The organism is Afipia broomeae ATCC 49717 (assembly GCF_000314675.2).
GTDB lineage: Bacteria > Pseudomonadota > Alphaproteobacteria > Rhizobiales > Xanthobacteraceae > Afipia > Afipia broomeae.
In genome coordinates, this window is record NZ_KB375282.1 from 1,875,574 (window position 1) to 1,892,533 (window position 16,960).

17 protein-coding genes, 1 tRNA gene and 1 pseudogene are annotated in these 16,960 nt (G+C 61.2%); 11 read left to right on the forward strand and 8 right to left on the reverse strand.

What is annotated here, in order from left to right:
* Positions 1–17 precede the first annotated feature (17 nt).
* From HMPREF9695_RS08670 to HMPREF9695_RS08680, 3 genes and pseudogenes are all read right to left on the reverse strand, one after another.
* Positions 18–989: a cation diffusion facilitator family transporter gene (locus HMPREF9695_RS08670; protein ID WP_041712026.1), complete on the reverse strand. Its 972-nt coding sequence runs from the start codon at positions 987–989 to the stop codon at positions 18–20.
* A gap of 108 nt (positions 990–1,097) precedes the next feature.
* Positions 1,098–1,967, reverse strand: a complete 870-nt coding sequence (locus tag HMPREF9695_RS08675) for an SGNH/GDSL hydrolase family protein (RefSeq protein ID WP_006020465.1) — start codon at positions 1,965–1,967, stop codon at positions 1,098–1,100.
* Between the two features lie 212 nt (positions 1,968–2,179).
* Positions 2,180–2,952 (reverse strand): annotated as a pseudogene (locus HMPREF9695_RS08680) (MarC family protein).
* Between HMPREF9695_RS08680 and HMPREF9695_RS08685 the strand changes: the two are divergent.
* Positions 2,936–3,319, forward strand: a complete 384-nt coding sequence (locus tag HMPREF9695_RS08685) for a hypothetical protein (protein WP_244434437.1) — start codon at positions 2,936–2,938, stop codon at positions 3,317–3,319. The pseudogene HMPREF9695_RS08680 and the gene HMPREF9695_RS08685 overlap by 17 nt on opposite strands.
* Before the next feature lie 219 nt (positions 3,320–3,538).
* On the opposite strand, the gene HMPREF9695_RS08690 is transcribed toward HMPREF9695_RS08685, so the two are convergent.
* On the reverse strand, positions 3,539–3,988 hold the full coding sequence (locus HMPREF9695_RS08690) for a VOC family protein (protein ID WP_006020468.1): 450 nt from the start codon (positions 3,986–3,988) through the stop codon (positions 3,539–3,541).
* 153 nt (positions 3,989–4,141) lie between these two features.
* On the opposite strand from HMPREF9695_RS08690, the gene HMPREF9695_RS08695 reads away from it, so the two are divergent.
* The 5 genes from HMPREF9695_RS08695 (at position 4,142) to HMPREF9695_RS08715 (ending at position 7,078) form a co-directional block, all read left to right on the forward strand.
* The gene (locus HMPREF9695_RS08695; protein ID WP_006020469.1) at positions 4,142–4,354 is read left to right on the forward strand and encodes a hypothetical protein; all 213 of its coding nucleotides are present in this window, start codon (positions 4,142–4,144) and stop codon (positions 4,352–4,354) included.
* Between the two features lie 114 nt (positions 4,355–4,468).
* Positions 4,469–4,756 (forward strand): hypothetical protein, encoded by a 288-nt coding sequence (locus HMPREF9695_RS26775; RefSeq protein ID WP_006020470.1) that lies wholly within the window; start codon positions 4,469–4,471, stop codon positions 4,754–4,756.
* 67 nt (positions 4,757–4,823) lie between these two features.
* The gene (locus HMPREF9695_RS08705) at positions 4,824–5,585 is read left to right on the forward strand and encodes an SIR2 family NAD-dependent protein deacylase (RefSeq protein ID WP_024919204.1); all 762 of its coding nucleotides are present in this window, start codon (positions 4,824–4,826) and stop codon (positions 5,583–5,585) included.
* 211 nt (positions 5,586–5,796) lie between these two features.
* Positions 5,797–6,456, forward strand: a complete 660-nt coding sequence (locus HMPREF9695_RS08710; protein ID WP_006020472.1) for a cold-shock protein — start codon at positions 5,797–5,799, stop codon at positions 6,454–6,456.
* A 208-nt stretch (positions 6,457–6,664) separates the two neighbouring features.
* Positions 6,665–7,078, forward strand: a complete 414-nt coding sequence (locus HMPREF9695_RS08715) for a DUF192 domain-containing protein (protein WP_157223958.1) — start codon at positions 6,665–6,667, stop codon at positions 7,076–7,078.
* Between the two features lie 73 nt (positions 7,079–7,151).
* On the opposite strand, the gene HMPREF9695_RS08720 is transcribed toward HMPREF9695_RS08715, so the two are convergent.
* Positions 7,152–7,228: transfer RNA gene (locus tag HMPREF9695_RS08720), tRNA-Pro, on the reverse strand.
* 102 nt (positions 7,229–7,330) lie between these two features.
* A complete protein-coding gene (locus HMPREF9695_RS08725; protein WP_006020474.1) occupies positions 7,331–8,509 on the reverse strand; it encodes an OpgC domain-containing protein in 1,179 nt (392 codons plus the stop codon).
* Between the two features lie 231 nt (positions 8,510–8,740).
* Here HMPREF9695_RS08725 and HMPREF9695_RS08730 point away from each other — a divergent pair, with 231 nt between their 5' ends.
* The 5 genes from HMPREF9695_RS08730 (at position 8,741) to HMPREF9695_RS08750 (ending at position 14,668) form a co-directional block, all read left to right on the forward strand.
* Positions 8,741–9,046: an ETC complex I subunit gene (locus HMPREF9695_RS08730; protein WP_006020476.1), complete on the forward strand. Its 306-nt coding sequence runs from the start codon at positions 8,741–8,743 to the stop codon at positions 9,044–9,046.
* A 280-nt stretch (positions 9,047–9,326) separates the two neighbouring features.
* A complete protein-coding gene (locus HMPREF9695_RS08735; RefSeq protein ID WP_006020477.1) occupies positions 9,327–10,931 on the forward strand; it encodes a carboxyl transferase domain-containing protein in 1,605 nt (534 codons plus the stop codon).
* Between the two features lie 16 nt (positions 10,932–10,947).
* Positions 10,948–11,727 (forward strand): enoyl-CoA hydratase/isomerase family protein, encoded by a 780-nt coding sequence (locus HMPREF9695_RS08740; protein WP_006020478.1) that lies wholly within the window; start codon positions 10,948–10,950, stop codon positions 11,725–11,727.
* A 4-nt stretch (positions 11,728–11,731) separates the two neighbouring features.
* A complete protein-coding gene (locus HMPREF9695_RS08745; protein ID WP_006020479.1) occupies positions 11,732–13,756 on the forward strand; it encodes an acetyl/propionyl/methylcrotonyl-CoA carboxylase subunit alpha in 2,025 nt (674 codons plus the stop codon).
* Between the two features lie 9 nt (positions 13,757–13,765).
* A complete protein-coding gene (locus HMPREF9695_RS08750) occupies positions 13,766–14,668 on the forward strand; it encodes a hydroxymethylglutaryl-CoA lyase (protein ID WP_006020480.1) in 903 nt (300 codons plus the stop codon).
* Positions 14,669–14,705: 37 nt separating this feature from the next.
* On the opposite strand, the gene HMPREF9695_RS08755 is transcribed toward HMPREF9695_RS08750, so the two are convergent.
* Together HMPREF9695_RS08755 and HMPREF9695_RS08760 are read right to left on the reverse strand one after the other, a co-directional pair.
* On the reverse strand, positions 14,706–15,827 hold the full coding sequence (locus tag HMPREF9695_RS08755) for a DUF5938 domain-containing protein (protein WP_006020481.1): 1,122 nt from the start codon (positions 15,825–15,827) through the stop codon (positions 14,706–14,708).
* Between the two features lie 50 nt (positions 15,828–15,877).
* The gene (locus HMPREF9695_RS08760; RefSeq protein WP_006020482.1) at positions 15,878–16,681 is read right to left on the reverse strand and encodes an SDR family NAD(P)-dependent oxidoreductase; all 804 of its coding nucleotides are present in this window, start codon (positions 16,679–16,681) and stop codon (positions 15,878–15,880) included.
* Positions 16,682–16,960 lie beyond the last annotated feature (279 nt).

Consider the following 16,960-nt stretch of genomic DNA (forward strand, 5'->3'; position numbering starts at 1 on the left):
GGCCTTTTCAAGGCTGGTTAAATAGCGCCTTCCGGCGCCAGCGTGCAGGCCGTGACCGCGCTGGTCACAATCTGGATCGTGGTGTGCTGAATCCCGAAGGTCTCTTTCAGGTGAAGCGTGGCCTGAACCAGAAAGGCATCCCCCGGATGCCCCGAGGGCATCACCAGATGACAGGTCAGTGCGGACTCGGTCGTGCTCATCGGCCAGATGTGCAGGTCGCAAACCTCGGTCACGCCGGGACGTTGTTCGAGGTATTGACGAACCGCAACCGGATCGATGCCTGACGGGACAGCGCCGAGCGACATCGCCGTGCTGTCGCGCAGAAGGCCCCATGTGCCCCAGACGATGACCCCAACGATCAAAAGGCTCACGACCGCATCCAGCCACACCCAGCCCGTGAACATGATGATCAGCGCGGCGATGACGACGCCGGCCGATACCGCGGCGTCCGCAGCCATATGCAGATAGGCGCCCCGGATATTGAGGTCGCTCTTGCGTCCGGATGCGAACAGCAGCGCGGTGAAACCGTTGATGGCAATGCCGATGGCCGCGACGATCATCACGGTCATCTCGGCCACGGGTTCCGGATTGAACAACCGCAGCACGGCCTGCCAGCCGATCGCGCCGACGGCGATCAGCAGGAAGACTGCGTTGAACAGTGCCGCGAGGATCGACGAGCCGCGCAGGCCGTAGGTGTAACGCACAGACGGCGGCCGCTTCGACAGAATGACCGCGATCCATGCGACGATCAGCCCGAGCACATCGGACAGGTTATGTCCGGCGTCGGCGATCAGCGCCGTCGAGTTGCTGGCGTAGCCGTAGACCGCTTCGACGACAATGAAGATCGTGTTGAGCGTAATTCCGATCGCAAAGGCCGGGCCGAAATTCGCAGGCGCATGAACGTGCCCGGCACCATGACCATGTCCATGGTCATGCCCCTCATGCCGATGATCAGTATGGTCGTGCGCGGTATCGTGCGAATGCGTCATGCGGTTCTCATACAGGCTGAACCCTGAAAGGTTCAGTTGCTGCATGCGATATGCGTTATCCGGAAACCGGATACTATCACATTCGAAAAATATGAGCTGATGGAGCCGTTACAGAAACGGCCTGACGCCGGCGACGGAGCGTGATCGTGCAACCGTGGCCGTGATGTTGTCGGCAAGCAGCCGGGCGAGGCAGGAATAGCCCCAGTCATTCATGTGCAGGCCGTCTGCGGAAATGAACCGGTCGAATGCAATAGCCTGATCTTCATGCCAGTGGCGCATCGCCACGAAACGCCGGAACAATGGAACGTGCGCCTGCTTGGCAACATAAGCGATAAGTCCGACCATCTCGCTCGCGCCGGGCTTGGCGTTGACGCGTGGTGCGAATTGCGGGTCGATCAGCAGCACATCCGCGCCGGTTTTTCTGATGCGCGAAATTCCGGCCTGCATCAGGTCCGCGGTTGCGGGAATGTTGCCGTCGCGAAGCACAGTGTTGGTGCCGAGCTGCCAGATCACCAGGTCCGGCTTGGGTGCGAGAACCGCATCCATCCGCTCCATCATCGAGGCGGCGTCCTCGCCGTTGACGCCCTGATTGATGACGGTGATCGGTGTCTCGGGAAACCTCTGGCGTAGTTCGCGCTCGAGGCGGCTGGGATAGGAATAGGCCGGAGAACTTGCACCCGCACCGCCGGTGGATGACGAGCCGACGGCGACAATGGTCACAGGCTCATGGGCATCCAGCTTCTTCGACAAACGAGCGATCGGTGCGTCGAGCTGGGCAAGCGATTTGGACTGCACGCAGGGTTGGGCCTTAAAGACGCTGTTGAGATCGTCGGAGACAACAGTGCTGGCGCCGGTTGTTGCCTGTTCAGCATGAGATGCGACGGGGGACAGCGCGAGAGCAGACAGGCCAAGCGCAAACGCACTGACCATCGCCGCGGTTGTCGAAGCGGTTTTAAGACCGTGAATAAGGCGAGGCATCAATCACAGACCCTGGCGTAGCGGCCATCCGAGGGCCTGCATCGATCAAGACCTAGCGAAAATTACCGTCATATTCAATGCGCCGTTTGGAGGGAGGGAACTCATGCTTAATTGAAATCTCTCGCAAAATTGGCGCTCGGAGCTGGAATTCCGATCTTGTTGCGATGCACAAATGCGTGAAGAGCGTGCGGATGGTGACCTGCAATGCGGGCTCAAATCGACTTGCCGAGCAGCGCGCTACACCCATTCCAGATGATCTGAATGCCGATGCAGAGGAGAATGAATGCCGAAAGCCGCATGACGACATTCGTGCCCCGCGTACCCAGAAACAGGATGATGCGGTCGGCAAAGCGGTAGCAAACGAAGATGGTGAGGGCGATGGCGGCAAGCCCCGCCACCGCAGCGCCACCGAGGATCGCGAGCTGCGCGAAATCTGCGGTTGGTGTCGGTCGTTGGCTGCCTAACGTGACAGCAACTGAAATCGATCCGGGACCGACCGTGAGCGGCATGGTCAGTGGGTAGAACGCATCGATTGCGGGGCCGGTGTCGACCTTCGCACGATCCGGGCCGGGATCTTCCGGGGCGTGCAACATCTGCCATCCAAAGGCTGCCACCACCAGACCGCCGGCCACGCGGACCACGGAAGGGTGATCCCGAAGAATTCGAGAACATGCGAGCCGATGAACAGCGATCCGAGCAGGAGAAAGAAGCTGTTGCGCGCCACGTTCAACGCAAGGACGCTGCGTTCGGCTGTGGTGCGCCCGCGCGTCATGCGCAGGAACAGGGGCGCACTGCCAACCGGATTGACGATCGGAAACAGCGCGGCATAGACCAGCAGGAATGCGTTGACCACGTTTTGCAAGATGTCCGCCCTGACGGTACTCACCCGGTCAGCGATTTCGAACAGAGATCGCGGATTCTTGCAACTCAAGATGAGGCTGGCCGCCAGATGAGGCCGTTGCCATGAAATGCTCGTCTCGGGCATCCGGTCTTGCTACCGTACTGCCGGAAGCAACCACGGTCGATTCATGCTGCGCAGACGTATCCTGATTTTAGTTACAGCTCTGGCGGGAGGCCTGCCTTCGGCGCTGCATGCCGAGCCGGTGCCGATCGTTTGCACGATTCTGCCGGGCGAACAGTCGGCCAGCATCTCTCTGACAAATCCGTTCAACTACACGGCGTCATGTCAGGCGAACTGCAAATTCTCGACGGCCGTTTACGACGACAACCCGCAGATCATCTGCGCCAAGCCGGTGCCTGCCGGCAAGCAGATCGAAATGTGCATTTTGAAGGCGGCTGGCAACAAGCTCGTCAAGCTTATCGAAGCGACGGCCGACTGCAGTAAGCCCTGAATTGCATGCGCGTCTTTGACGTGAAAGCCCTGCGTTGCGCAGGGGCTTTCGAAGTCGAACGAGTTTTAGCGGCCGAAGAAAAGCCAGAGCAGAATGATCACAGGGATCGGCACGCCCAGCAGCCACAACAAGAGTCCGCGTCCCATTTTTTCCTCCATGCATAATCGATGTCATGGAGAACGTGATTGCGATGTTCTTGTTCCGAAAATAAACCGGTGCCTACCAATGCCCGGTATTCGGCATCGAACTCCACGGCTCCTTCGGCGCGAGGGCGTCGCCCTTCTGCAAAAGCTCGATGGAATGAAGATCGGGTGAGCGGATGAAGGCCATCTGGCCATCGCGCGGCGGACGGTTGATGGTGATGCCGAGTTTCATCAGCCGGTCGCAGGTGGCATAAATATCGTCGACCTCGTAGGCGAGGTGGCCGAAGTAGCGATCCTCGCCATAGGTCTCTTCATCCCAGTTGTAGGTGAGTTCGACCAGCGGCGCGCCGCGCCCCTTGACCTGTTTGAGCAGACTCTCGTCTTCGTCCGCGCAGAGAAACACCAGCGTAAAGCGGCCTTTCTCGCTTTCCGTCCGGCGGACTTCCTTTAGCCCGAGCGCGTCGCTGTAGAACTTGAGAGCAATATCGAGGTTGCGGACGCGCAGCATGGTGTGCAGATAACGCATGTTTCTTATCCCTGTTCGAGCATCGCCGGAGTGCCGTTGAAAATTCCGACGATCAGATAGCAGCAAATCGGCCCCGAGGGCAGGTGTTGTTAAGGGAACCTTTTTGCTCCGTCGCCGTTATCTCACGGAATTGATGGGAATAAGGAGGCGTTCTTGGAAGAAGTGATCGATCGGATTATCCATACGTTCGGTATGATGCGTAACCTGGACGAGAACGAACTGAAGGAAGCCCGCGAAAGCGTCGATACCTATATCGAAACACTTTCTTCCGCCGGCGAGACCGACCCGCAACGTCTGACGGTGTGCGGTCTGACATTTCTCCGCAATCGCCTTGAAGAACCTTCCCCAAAATTTACCGGCTGTTGAGTCTCGACGCCTCGTCGCGATCCGCTGCCGTATGACAGTGGATAAGAAACCGCGTCGTCTGGCGAGGCACAGGCCTTCTTGGTACCTCCTTGACCCAGTCAAACGGGGAAGACCATGCAAAAGGTAGATTTGGATTCGATGTCGATCGACGATCTGGCGAACCTGCGCGACCAGGCCAGCGAGAAGCTTGCCGACAAGATCGCCGCACGTCAGCGCGAACTCGCCGCGGAAATGGAAAAGCTCGCCGCCTTGGGGAAGACAGCCAAGGTCAGCGCTCCCAAGAAGGATATGAGGGAGATCAAGGAAGCCCTGAAGCCTCAGGAAGCGTCCAAGCCTCAGGAAGCGTCCAAGCCTCAGGAAGCGCCGAAACCACAGGCGCCCAAGGCGGACAAGGCAGCCTGATTTTAGCGGTAGCTCGGAAGAGAATGGGGGCTTCGCGCCCCCATTTTTGTTGGGTTATACTGACACGATGATTGCATCCGATCTTCGCAGTGGAATCGACATGCTTGGCGATATGATCGCCGAGGCACGCACGATTGTACCGTTCACCGGTGCAGGCATTTCCACCGAAAGCGGCATTCCCGATTTCCGTTCGCCCGGCGGCCTGTGGACTCGCAATCGTCCGATCCCGTTCGGCGAGTTCGTCGCCAGCCAGGAGGCGAGGGACGAGGCCTGGCGCCGCCGCTTCGCGATGGAGCCGAGCTTCGCTGCGGCCAAGCCCAGCCGCGGGCACCGGGCGCTGGCGTCGCTGTACAAGGCCGGAAAGGTTCCGGCGATCGTTACGCAGAACATCGACAACCTGCATCAGGTGTCGGGGTTTTCCGCCGAGCATGTCGTCGAGCTGCATGGCAACACCACCTACGCGCGCTGCATCGGATGTGGACAGCGTTTCGAGATTCCCTGGGTCAAGGAACGTTTCGACGAAGAAGGCATTGCGCCCTCATGCACGACGTGCGGTGAGCCCGTGAAAACGGCGACGATTTCGTTCGGCCAGTCGATGCCGGAAGATGAAATGCGCCGCGCGACGGAACTGGCGCAGCATTGCGACCTGTTCCTTGCAATCGGATCGTCGTTGGTGGTGTGGCCTGCCGCGGGTTTTCCGCTGATGGCCCGCAATTGCGGGGCCAAGCTCGTGATCATCAACAACGAGCCGACGGATCAGGATGACGTTGCCGATCTGGTGATCCGTCACGATATCGGCGAGACCCTTGGGCCGTTCGTCGGCAATTGACCCCATTAATGATTCGCTGCCCTTCAAGGCTGTTCATAGGTCACCGCTGATTTGTTTTTTGTCTTTCAGCCCTGTTGCGGAGTGTTATCGTTAAATCAAGGATTCGCCTTAGTTCATTTTGATTCGTCACGATGAAATAGCGCGAGCTTCCTTGCATAACGTACTTGGTCATGTCGTTGACTGACTGAAGATTTGTTGGGGTCCGGGGGTCATGGGTTCGGACGGATTTGAGTCCAAGAAGGCAGGTGGTCAACCGGTTGGGGGATCCGACAGGTTTGCTCCGAGTGAACTGGCTGCCACTGCCGAGCGGAATTTGGCCGCCGACTCCTTCGCGGCCGCAGACGGTGCGGCTGTCAACCTCGTCGAGATTTCGGGCGTTATCAAATGGTTCGACGCCTCCAAGGGCTACGGCTTCATCGTCCCTGACAACGGCTGGCCGGACGTGTTGCTGCACGTCACGATCCTGCGGCGCGACGGCTACCAGACCGCCTATGAAGGTGCGCGTCTGGTCGTTGAATGCGTCCAGCGCCAGAAGGGCTATCAGGCCTTCCGCATCGTCTCGATGGACGAGTCGACGGCGATCCATCCGGCGCAGATGCTTCCGGCGCGGACTCACGTCAGCGTGACTCCGACCAGCGGGCTGGAGCGGGCGCAGGTCAAATGGTTCAACCGGCTTCGCGGGTTCGGCTTCCTGACCTGCGGCGAAGGCACACCTGACATCTTCGTGCATATGGAAACCCTGCGCCGTTACGGCATGACCGAACTGCGTCCTGGCCAATATGTGCTGGTCCGCTTCGGGCCCGGCTCCAAGGGTATGATGGCGGCCGAGATTCAGCCTGAGACCGGTGCACCCGGACTGTCGTCGCACTGACCTGACGTCAACCACATCCGCGTGATCATAAACGAAGGCCAGATCCTGCATCTGGCCTTTGCCATGATTGACGGGCTAGGGTGCGCCGTCGAACGTCAGGGTGTTGCTTGAGATGAATTCGGGTTCTCTGTTGAAATCTTTTCCATCCGTCATCCGGTCGCAAAACCTGAGGGGGTTTTTGCAAAGGGTTGCCGTTGCCTTCGTCGTGATGCTGACCGCCTCGCTCAGCGCCACCGCCGCCGAAGTGCAGCCGCTTGAGATCGTCACCAAGTCGGGTGTTCATGTGTTTTCGGTCGAGATGGCAAAGACCGAGCAGGAGCGCGCAACCGGCCTGATGTACCGCAAGGAACTGGCCGAGGGGCGGGGCATGTTGTTCGATTTCTCACCCGAGCAGCAGGTTTCGATGTGGATGAAGAACACCTTCATTCCGCTCGACATGATCTTTATCCGCAGCGATGGCCGCATTCTGCGGATCGCGGAAAACACCGAACCTCACTCCGAGAAGATCATTTCGTCGGGCGGTCTGGCGAAGGGGGTGCTTGAGGTGATCGGCGGAACGGCCCGGAAATACGGAATCCAGGCCGGCGACCGCGTGGCTCATCCGCTGTTCGGAACCCGCTGAGCCAATCTGGCATCGGGCGCGCGGACCGTCGGATGGCGTCCGTCTCCTGTAAAACTTAAGGAAATCAGTGGGTTGGTCGGGGCAGGAGGATTCGAACCTCCGACCTGCGGTACCCAAAACCGCCGCGCTACCAGGCTACGCTATACCCCGAGAGGGCAGTCGATACACGCTTCGCATGGCTCCAGCAAGGCAGAACGGCATATCGCGGGCGGTTAAACCGCCCGCGGCCAATTTGTCCGCCGTATGGTCAAATCAGGCCCCCGGAGCTGCCGAAGTCTGGGCCGCAGGTGCTTTCGCGGGTGCCGACCGCGCCGATGGCTTGTCCTGCTTCTTCGACCAGCTTCCGTAGTAGGCGACGGCGGTCAGGATCGCGACCCCGATGACGCTGACGCCGAGTTGCGCCCAGACCGTGCCCCAGCTCAGCATCAGCACGAAGTGCCCAACGAAGGAGAGGAAGATACCGACGCAGAACACCTGCAGCGATTGCTGGCCGCACTTGATCACCGGCTCGGCCCATTTCGACTCAAGCGGCCCCCAGTTTTTCGGAATAAAGCGCGTGATGAAGAACGCGATGACCACGAAATGGATGACGCGATACGGCGCCAGGAACGTCTTGTCGTTCGGATTGAAGGCGTCATAGAGCCACTTCGGAAACAGCGCGCCGAAGGATTCGAAGCGCCCGGCCATCGTCATGATCATCGCAAAGATCAGATAGAGTGTCCCGGCGATCAGCAGCCATTGCGACTTGATCACCGAGCGGGATTCGTTGGCCCCGCCCAGTGCGAACCAGGCGCCGAAGACGAACAGCAGCTGCCAAGTATACGGATTGAAGTACCAAGAGCCCACCGGATAGGCCGAGAAATTCCAGCCGAACTGGCGTGCCGCGAAATACAACACCAGCGAAGCGATCATCACCATGTCGGGCTTGCGCAGCATCAGCCACAGCACCGGCGGGAAGAAGCCCATCAGGACAATGTAAAGCGGCAACACGTCGAGATTGACCGGCTTGAAGCGCAGCAGAAGCCCTTGCGTCAGCGTCTGGATGGGATTTGCGATGAGGCCGGCGACGTTGAACTCGTTGAGGATGTCCGGATCGGCATATCGCAATGCGACCCAGCCGATCGCCGCGATATAGATCACGAACAGAATGACGTGCGCGACATAGAGTTGCCAGACGCGCTTCCACAGCCGGGTCGAGCCGACGATAAAGCCGCGATCGAGCATCATCTTCGCGTACACGAACGACGCCGTGTAGCCCGATATGAAGACGAACAGGTCGGCGGCGTCGCTGAACCCGTAATTGCGCGGGGTCGCCCAGTTGATAACGTTGTTCGGAATGTGGTCGAGAAAGATCCACCAGTTGGCGATGCCGCGGAAGAAATCGAGCCGGAGGTCGCGGCCCTTCTCTGGGAGTGTTGCCTGAATTTCCATGAGTACCGTTTCGTGATGCGATCGAACCAAATAACGCCAGCGGAACGCCTACCCGGACCCAAGCGGTCCGACATTGTCACCGCGTTTCGGACCGACTATACCAGAACTCGCCGTAAAAAGTCTTGTTCTGGGCAGTCATGCTCAGGATCTTGATGTTGGCCGGCATCCGAATCTCATGCTTTTTACCTATCCGATGCCACTAGTGATCAGGCGCAGGGACCCGTTAGCTCCATGACAGCAAGAATCTTCAAACCTGCTAAAAATGCGATGCAGTCCGGGTTTGCCAAGACCAAGGCATGGCAACTGGACTATGAACCCGAGCAGCCGCGTGTGGTCGAGCCGCTGATGGGCTGGACCAGCTCCGGGGACATGAAGCAGCAGGTGACGCTGCATTTCCACACCAAGGAAGAGGCCGTCGCCTATTGCGAGCGGGAAGGCATCCCCTATCAGGTGCTGGAGCCGAAGGAATTGCAGCCGCGCGTGAAGGCCTACGCGGACAATTTCGCGTTCCGCCGCGTCGAGCCCTGGACACACTAAGCCTCCCTCCGATGTTGCGCTCAGCGGGCGTTCGCCCGCGGGCCCGGCTTTGGTGTTCAGCCGGTCCGGCCTCATGAAATTGCCCCGGCAAATGTCGGGGACATGACATTTCCTGATGCCGCTTTGCCCTATTGAGGGCCTCTGACCCACGGCAAGTCTCTTCAAACTCGTCGCGAAAGTTGTGGTTGCATTCAGCCGCCAAGCAGTGACACCTTGCGGGTCGAAGCCGTCCGGAAAGGACGGAAGCAAGCAAGATCAAAACGTTACGCGGCGGGAAACAATGGCACTTCGTTCCGGACTCGATCCCAAATCGGCCGATTTCACCCGCAATGCGGACGTCATGCGGACCCTGGTTGCGGACCTCCGAGACAAGCTTTCACAAGTTGCGGGCGGTGGCGGGGAGGCTTCGCGCGCCAAGCATACCGCGCGCGGCAAGATGCTGGCGCGTGACCGCGTCGACCTCCTGATCGATCCAGGCACGGCGTTCCTCGAATTCTCGCCGATGGCCGCCTACGGCCTCTACGGCGGCGGTGTGCATTCGGCCAGCATCGTGACGGGCATTGGCCGCGTCTCGGGCCGTGAATGCGTGATCGTCGCCAACGACGCTACCATCAGCGGCGGCACTTATTATCCGATGACCGTGAAGAAGCATCTGCGCGCGCAGGACATCGCGCGGCAGAACAATCTGCCTTGCATCTACATGGTCGATTCCGGCGGCGCGTTCCTGCCGCAGCAGGACGAGATATTTCCCGACGAGAAGCACTTCGGCCGCATCTTCTACAATCAGGCCAACATGTCCGCGCAGGGCATCCCGCAGATCGCCATCGTGATGGGATCGTGCACCGCCGGCGGCGCATATGTGCCCGCGATGTCGGACGAGAGCATCATCGTGCGCAATCAGGGCACGATCTTCCTCGGCGGCCCGCCGCTGGTGAAAGCCGCGACGGGCGAGGTCGTCACCGCCGAAGAACTCGGCGGCGCTGACGTTCACAGCCGCCATTCCGGGGTCACCGATCACTACGCACAGAACGACAGCCATGCCATCGGCATCGCACGCCGCATCGTCGGCAATCTCAATCCGGCGAAATCCTCCGCAACTGGCCTGCGCGAACCGAGCGAGCCATTGTTCGAGCGCGAGGACATCTATGGTGTCGTTCCCGCCGATGCCCGCAAGCCGTTCGACGTGCGCGAGATCATCGCGCGCATCGTTGATGGTTCGGAGTTCGAGGAATTCAAGAAGCTGTACGGCACCACGCTTGTCTGCGGCTTCGCTCACATCTGGGGCTATCCGGTCGGCATCATTGCCAACAACGGCATTCTGTTCAGCGAGAGTTCGCTGAAGGGCGCACACTTCATCGAGCTCTGCTGCCAGCGCGGCATCCCGTTGCTGTTCCTGCAGAACATCACCGGCTTCATGGTCGGCAAGAAATACGAGGCGGGCGGTATCGCCCGCGACGGCGCCAAGCTGGTAACTGCCGTCGCAACCGCCTCGGTGCCGAAGTTCACCGTGGTGATCGGTGGATCTTACGGCGCCGGCAACTACGGCATGTGCGGCCGCGCCTATAGCCCACGCTTCCTCTGGATGTGGCCGAACGCGCGCATCTCGGTGATGGGCGGCGAGCAGGCGTCGATGGTGCTGAGCCAGCTCCGCCGCGATAACATCGAGGCCAAGGGGGGCACCTGGTCGGCGCAGGAAGAAGATGCGTTCCGTGCCCCGATCCGCGAACAGTACGAAACGCAAGGCCATCCGTATTACGCCACCGCGCGGCTATGGGACGACGGCGTGATCGATCCTGCCGATACGCGGCTTGTGCTTGGGCTCGGACTGTCCGCCGCCGCCAACGCTCCGATCGAGCCGCCGAAGTTCGGCGTGTTCAGAATGTGATGCGGGGCGCAAAACGATGACCGATCTTGTCCGCATCGAGCGCGATCAGGACGTGGCGCGCGTCACGCTGAACCGTCCTGAACTGAACAACGCCCTGAATCGCGCGCTGATCGAAGCGCTGCGCTCCGCCTTCGAGAGCATCGCTTCCGATCGCTCGATTGCGACGATGGTGCTCGCAGGCGAGGGCAAGAGCCTGTGTGCCGGAGCTGACATCAACGCGATGCGCGAAGCGGGCACCTATACGCGAGAGGAAAACATCGCGGACGCGATGCCGCTGGTGCGGATGTTGTCCGCGCTCGACCGGATGCCCCAGACCACCATTGGCCGTGTTCACGGGCCGATCTATGGCGGCGGTGTGGGAGTGGTCTTGGCCTGCGACATCGCGATCGGCTCTTCTGAGGCGACGTTCTGCCTGTCGGAAGTTCGTCTCGGCATCGTGCCAGGCATGATCAGCCCCTACGTGCTGCGCGCCATCGGCGAGCGGACGGCGCGGCGCTATTTCCAGACTGCGGAAGTGTTCGATGCGAACGAGGCGATGCGGATCGGCCTGCTGCACGAGGTTGTCGCGCCCGAAGCTCTGGACGAACGCATCGGCAAGTTGCTCAAGCAGTTGAAGTCGGCGGCGCCGGGTGCGCGGTCCATCGCCAAGAAGCTCGCTGGCGATATCGCCGGGCGTCGCATCGACGAAGCCCTCATGACCGAGACCGCGCAACTGATCGCCGATGTGCGCGCCAAACCTGAGGCCCGCGAAGGCCTTTCCGCATTTCTTGAAAAGCGCAAACCGTCGTGGACCTGATCCGATGAACGCCAAAGCCGCCACCAAGTCCGCAGCGCTGTATCGCCGGTTCAACACATTGCTGATCGCCAATCGTGGCGAGATCGCCTGCCGCGTCATCAGGACGGCGCGGGCGATGGGCCTGCGCACCGTCGCGGTCTATTCCGAAGCGGACGCCGATGCCGTGCATGTCGCCATGGCGGATGATGCCGTGCTGCTCGGCCCGGCACGCGCGCGCGACAGCTATCTCAATGTCGATCGCATCATCGAGGCAGTGAAGAAGACCGGCGCCGAAGCGGTCCATCCGGGTTACGGCTTCCTGTCGGAGAACGCCGACTTCGCGCGCCGCTGTGCGGCCGAAGGCATCGTGTTCGTCGGCCCGACCGCCGAGATGATGGAAGCCATGGGCTCGAAGTCAGGCTCCAAGGCGCTGATGGAAAAGGCGGGCGTGCCGCTGGTGCCCGGCTATCACGGCGAGGCCCAGGACGAGAAGACGCTGGCGGATGCGGCCAGCAAGATCGGCTATCCCGTGCTTGCCAAGGCGTCCGCCGGCGGCGGCGGACGCGGCATGCGCATCGTCCGCAGCGCGGACGAGCTGGCGGCGGCCATCGTCAGCGCCAAACGCGAAGCGCTGGCGGCCTTCGGTGACGACCGCATGCTGATCGAGAAGTTCGTCCAGAACCCGCGCCATATCGAAGTGCAGATCATCGGCGACAGCCATGGCAACCTGATCTCTCTGTTCGAGCGCGAATGCACCCTGCAGCGCCGCCACCAGAAGGTGATCGAGGAAGCCCCGTCGCCGACGCTCAATGCGGCGCAACGTGACGCAGTCTGTGCTGCTGCCCGCAAGGCTGCGGGTGCGGTGAACTATGTCGGCGCGGGCACCATCGAGTTCGTCTCCGACGGAAAGGAGACGTTCTTCATTGAAATGAATACGCGCCTTCAGGTCGAGCATCCGGTGACCGAACTGATCACCGGCGTCGATCTGGTCGAACTACAGTTGCGCGTGGCGTTCGGCGAAAAGCTGCCATTGGCGCAGGATCAGGTCACGCTCAATGGCCACGCCATCGAGGCGCGCGTCTACGCCGAGAATCCGAACAAGAACTTCATGCCGTCGGTGGGCCGCATCCGCACCTGGCACACGCCGGAAGAAGTGGATGGCCTGCGCATCGATGCGGGTTACGCCGAGGGCAAGACCGTGTCCCCGAATTACGACGCGATGCTGGCCAAGGTCATCGCCTGGGCGCCGACGCGCGATCTCGCAATCTCGCGGCTCAACCGCGGCCTGCAGGAAACCGATGTTCGCGGCATCGTCACCAATATTCCGTTCCTGTCGGCGCTGATCACGCATCCGGATGTCCGCGCCAACACCATCGACACCGGCTTCATCGAGCGCGAACTGGCGAAGCTGACGCCTGCTGAAGGGCAACTGACCGATCTTGAGTTGGCCGCTGCTGTGGGGTCAATTTTGCAAAGCGAGCGTGCGGCTGCGGGCGCTGACGTGAACTCGCCATGGCGCGCGGGAGCAGGCTGGGCCGCGGTCGCTGCGCGCCGTCGCCGGTTTATGTTCCGGCAAGCGGATGGCACCGAGCGCAAGGTGTCGATGCGTTATGGTCAGGGCCCTTCGACGCTGGCCATCGACGGACGGGTCATCGCGTTCGCAAGTTCTGCATCGCCGCGCGGCGGAATCGATCTTGTGCTCGACGGCGTGAAGCATCATGTGACCGTCGTGCTCGACGGCCACGAGGTCTATGTCCGCACCCGCAACGGACGCTTCGAAGTTCACTGGGTCGATCCGTTCGGCACTGAGGATGAGGAGCAGGCGGGTGCCGACCGTGTGGTGGCGCCGCTGCCCGGTACGGTCGTGGCGTTGCTGGTCGAAGAAGGCGCGGAGGTCGAGAAGGGCGCCGCGATCCTGACACTGGAAGTGATGAAGATGGAGCAGACCCTGCGCGCGCCGTTCGCGGGCACCGTCAAGGCGCTCAAGTGCAAGGTCGGTGACATCGTCGCCGAAGGCGTCGAACTCGCCGAGATCGAACCGAAGGCATAGACGGGTTTCATGAGCGATCAGGTCCGTATTGTCGAAGTCGGCCCGCGCGACGGGCTGCAAAACGAAAAGACGCCGGTCTCGGCCGAGACGCGGATCGCATTCATTGAAAATCTCGTCAAGGCGGGCCTTCACACCATCGAGGTCGGCAGCTTCGTCTCGCCCAAGGCCATCCCGCAGATGGTCAATTCGGATCAGGTGCTGCGCGCCGTCGACCACCATCCCGGTTACGAATTCCATGTCCTCGTTCCCAATGAGAAGGGTTACGAGGCTGCGAAGGCGGCGGGCGCCAAGGTGATCGCGGTGTTCGCATCGGCCTCGGAAGGATTTTCAAGGGCCAATATCAACTGCACCGTTGCGGAATCGATCCAGCGCTTTGTCCCGGTGATCGAGCGCGCCAGGGCCGACGGCATCAAGGTGCGCGGCTATGTTTCCTGCGTGCTCGGCTGTCCCTATGACGGTGAGGTGAAGCCATCCGCAGTTGTCGACGTGACGAAGAAGCTGTGGGATCTGGGCTGCTACGAAGTCTCGCTTGGCGACACCATCGGCGTCGGCACGCCGTCAAAGGCGCGGCAGTTGCTGCGCGCTGTCGCTGCCGAGGTGCCGATGCGGAATCTCGGCATGCATTTCCATGACACTTACGGACAGGCGCTCGCCAATCTCTACGCAGGTCTGGAAGAGGGCGCTCGCGTGATTGATTCCGCCGCCGGCGGTCTCGGCGGCTGTCCCTATGCGCCCGGAGCGACCGGCAATGTCGCCACCGAGGATGTCGTCTACATGCTGGAAGGCATGGGCGTTGCGACCGGTGTCGATATGAAGCAGCTCGTGGCCGCCACCAATGACATCGCCAAAGTCCTCGGCAAGTCGCCGGTGAGCCGCGTTGCATCCGCGCTCAACGCCAAGGCGCGCGGTTAGGAACCGAGGCGACAAAGCCGCCCCGGCGTGATCGCCTTTATTGGTGAACGGTCAGGATCGGGTTCATCACCAGGCCGAAGCTGCGCAACTGGCCAAGCAATTCGCGATGGCCGAAGGCCTGGCAGCCCGAAGCAAATCCAACCCTCTTCGGCGGCACCTGCAGCAACGAGAACGCGGCATAGGCCTGCAACATGCCAGTTTGCTTGTAGTTGCAGTTTCCGTGGATCACGCAATGCGCGCGGCCTAGCGGGCCGGACGCATAAACGGAATCGATCGAGGTGTTGATGCGTGGATTTTCGCGCGGCGGCATGCTGGCTTGCAGGCTCCCTGCGATTTCGGCCAGCGCCTTCTCCTGCTCCGCGGGCGGCAAGGGCTTGATCTTTTCCTTCACCATTTGCGTGGTTTGCACCACGCCTTCCATCACCGGGCGGGCAAGAACGCCGCCGAGCACACGGCAGTTGGAAACGCGCGGATCGTTCTTGAACCAGACCGGATGCGCGGTGCCTCCCCAAGGAACTGCGATCGCCGTTTCGTGCTGGCCTGGCACCACCACGTCGGCGCGGGCAGTGACGTCCCATTCGACATACTTGTTCTGCTCGAGGTAGTACCACTGCGCCTTGAGGATGGTGAAAATGGTCTGCGTCGAGGCGTAGGTTGGAAAACCCTTCCAGAACACCTGAATGTCGAGGCTGTCGAGACCGGGCGTTTCGAGACAGATGTTCGCCGCGATCTCGCCCGTCGTGTACATCTGAGCGATATTCGGCGCCAGCAGCAGGCCTTTCTCGGCGAACTTCGCGCCCCAGCGGTCCTGCGCCAGCATGACCCAGTCCTGTTCGCCCGTCGTATCGCTGTAATGGCAGCCGGCGGCCAGGCAGGCTTCGACGACCTCAGGAGCGTATTTGATAAAAGGCCCCACGATATTGCTGACGAATTTGGCGCCCTTAAAGAGGCTGGTCAGCGCTTCGACAGTGTGTGCGACCTCGACGACCTCATAATCCGCGGTCTCGATTCCCGGAATCTTCTCGACGACAGCCTGAACTCTCGCCTTGTCACGCCCGGCGGCGATAAAGGGAATGTTGTATTCCCGCAAATACTCACACACCAGGCGCCCGGTGTAGCCGGAGACGCCATATACGACGACAGGTCTTTTCGTTGTCATGATGGATGTTTCCTCGATTTGCCCTTTGTGAAGTTCAACAGCGCGTGCCGTCACATGCCCATTCCGCCGTCGACCGGCAGTCCCGCGCCGGTGATGAAGCGTGCGGCGTCGGAGCACAGGAAGACGGTTGCATCCGCCATGTCGGGAATTTCGCCGAGACGGCCGAGCGGCGTCTGACCGACGACGTCGCCGATGGCGGCTTCTCCGCTGGGATAAAGTCCCGCCGCGACGACGTCGCCTGCGAGTTGCATGCCCATGTCGGTCGGCACGAGGCCGGGATAGATGCAGTTCACCCGCACGCCGTAGCCGAGCTTGCCGGACTCCATCGCTGCGACGCGGGTCATGCGGTCGACACCGGATTTGGTCGCGGAGTAACCGGCAATGCCGGGGAACGCGATGGTGGCGGCGACCGATGCGATGTTGACGATCGCGCCGCCTTTGCCTGCCGCGCCACCCGGGCGCATGGCGCGGAATGCGTGCTTCATGCCCAGCGCGGTGCCGACGATGTTGACGCTGCACATGCGCTGCAAATCTTCGGCCTTGGCATCCACCAGCAGCGAGGTGATTTCGATGCCTGCGTTGTTCACGAGGATGTCGAAGCCGCCGAGCTTGGAGATCGTTGCGGCGACGGCGGCGGCCCAGCTTGCATCGTCAGTGACATCGAGCGGGACGAAGTCCGCCTTGGCGCCGCCAGTGGCGAGTGCCTTTGCGGTTTGCTGGCCGAGGTCTGTCAGCACATCGCCGATCACGACCGAGGCTCCGGCTTTGGTCAGGGCTTCTGCCATGCCGGCGCCGAGACCGCGTGCGCCGCCAGTCACCAGCGCCTTGCGTCCGGTGAGATTGAATACGCTCATGTGGGTTCCCGGGTTGTTTGTTGAGCAGGCAAGCCGCCGCCATCCGTCAGCGGGGTCGCTGCCGTTCAGTCGTTCTGAAGTGAGAAAGGCGCTGTCGTGACGGCAGCGGTTGCTGCCGTCGTGGTCAGGCGTTCCGCGTTGTCGCGGTGAGATCTGGCAATGTTTTCGGGAGCGGGAGGGCGCCCAAGGCCGGGCTGGCGACAGGACCGACGGACCGTTTGCAGATTCCTGCAAGCCGCATTTTATCCTCCCTGATGTTTCCTCGCGTCCCTCTTGGTG

Coding starts and splice junctions, on each gene's coding strand:
- HMPREF9695_RS08670 (WP_041712026.1), bottom strand. CDS start 989: ATGACGCATTCGCACGATACCGCGCACGACCATACTGATCATCGGCAT.
- HMPREF9695_RS08675 (WP_006020465.1), bottom strand. CDS start 1,967: ATGCCTCGCCTTATTCACGGTCTTAAAACCGCTTCGACAACCGCGGCG.
- HMPREF9695_RS08685 (WP_244434437.1), top strand. CDS start 2,936: ATGCTCGTCTCGGGCATCCGGTCTTGCTACCGTACTGCCGGAAGCAAC.
- HMPREF9695_RS08690 (WP_006020468.1), bottom strand. CDS start 3,988: ATGCGTTATCTGCACACCATGCTGCGCGTCCGCAACCTCGATATTGCT.
- HMPREF9695_RS26775 (WP_006020470.1), top strand. CDS start 4,469: ATGCAAAAGGTAGATTTGGATTCGATGTCGATCGACGATCTGGCGAAC.
- HMPREF9695_RS08705 (WP_024919204.1), top strand. CDS start 4,824: ATGATTGCATCCGATCTTCGCAGTGGAATCGACATGCTTGGCGATATG.
- HMPREF9695_RS08710 (WP_006020472.1), top strand. CDS start 5,797: ATGGGTTCGGACGGATTTGAGTCCAAGAAGGCAGGTGGTCAACCGGTT.
- HMPREF9695_RS08715 (WP_157223958.1), top strand. CDS start 6,665: ATGCTGACCGCCTCGCTCAGCGCCACCGCCGCCGAAGTGCAGCCGCTT.
- HMPREF9695_RS08725 (WP_006020474.1), bottom strand. CDS start 8,509: ATGGAAATTCAGGCAACACTCCCAGAGAAGGGCCGCGACCTCCGGCTC.
- HMPREF9695_RS08730 (WP_006020476.1), top strand. CDS start 8,741: ATGACAGCAAGAATCTTCAAACCTGCTAAAAATGCGATGCAGTCCGGG.
- HMPREF9695_RS08735 (WP_006020477.1), top strand. CDS start 9,327: ATGGCACTTCGTTCCGGACTCGATCCCAAATCGGCCGATTTCACCCGC.
- HMPREF9695_RS08740 (WP_006020478.1), top strand. CDS start 10,948: ATGACCGATCTTGTCCGCATCGAGCGCGATCAGGACGTGGCGCGCGTC.
- HMPREF9695_RS08745 (WP_006020479.1), top strand. CDS start 11,732: ATGAACGCCAAAGCCGCCACCAAGTCCGCAGCGCTGTATCGCCGGTTC.
- HMPREF9695_RS08750 (WP_006020480.1), top strand. CDS start 13,766: ATGAGCGATCAGGTCCGTATTGTCGAAGTCGGCCCGCGCGACGGGCTG.
- HMPREF9695_RS08755 (WP_006020481.1), bottom strand. CDS start 15,827: ATGACAACGAAAAGACCTGTCGTCGTATATGGCGTCTCCGGCTACACC.
- HMPREF9695_RS08760 (WP_006020482.1), bottom strand. CDS start 16,681: ATGAGCGTATTCAATCTCACCGGACGCAAGGCGCTGGTGACTGGCGGC.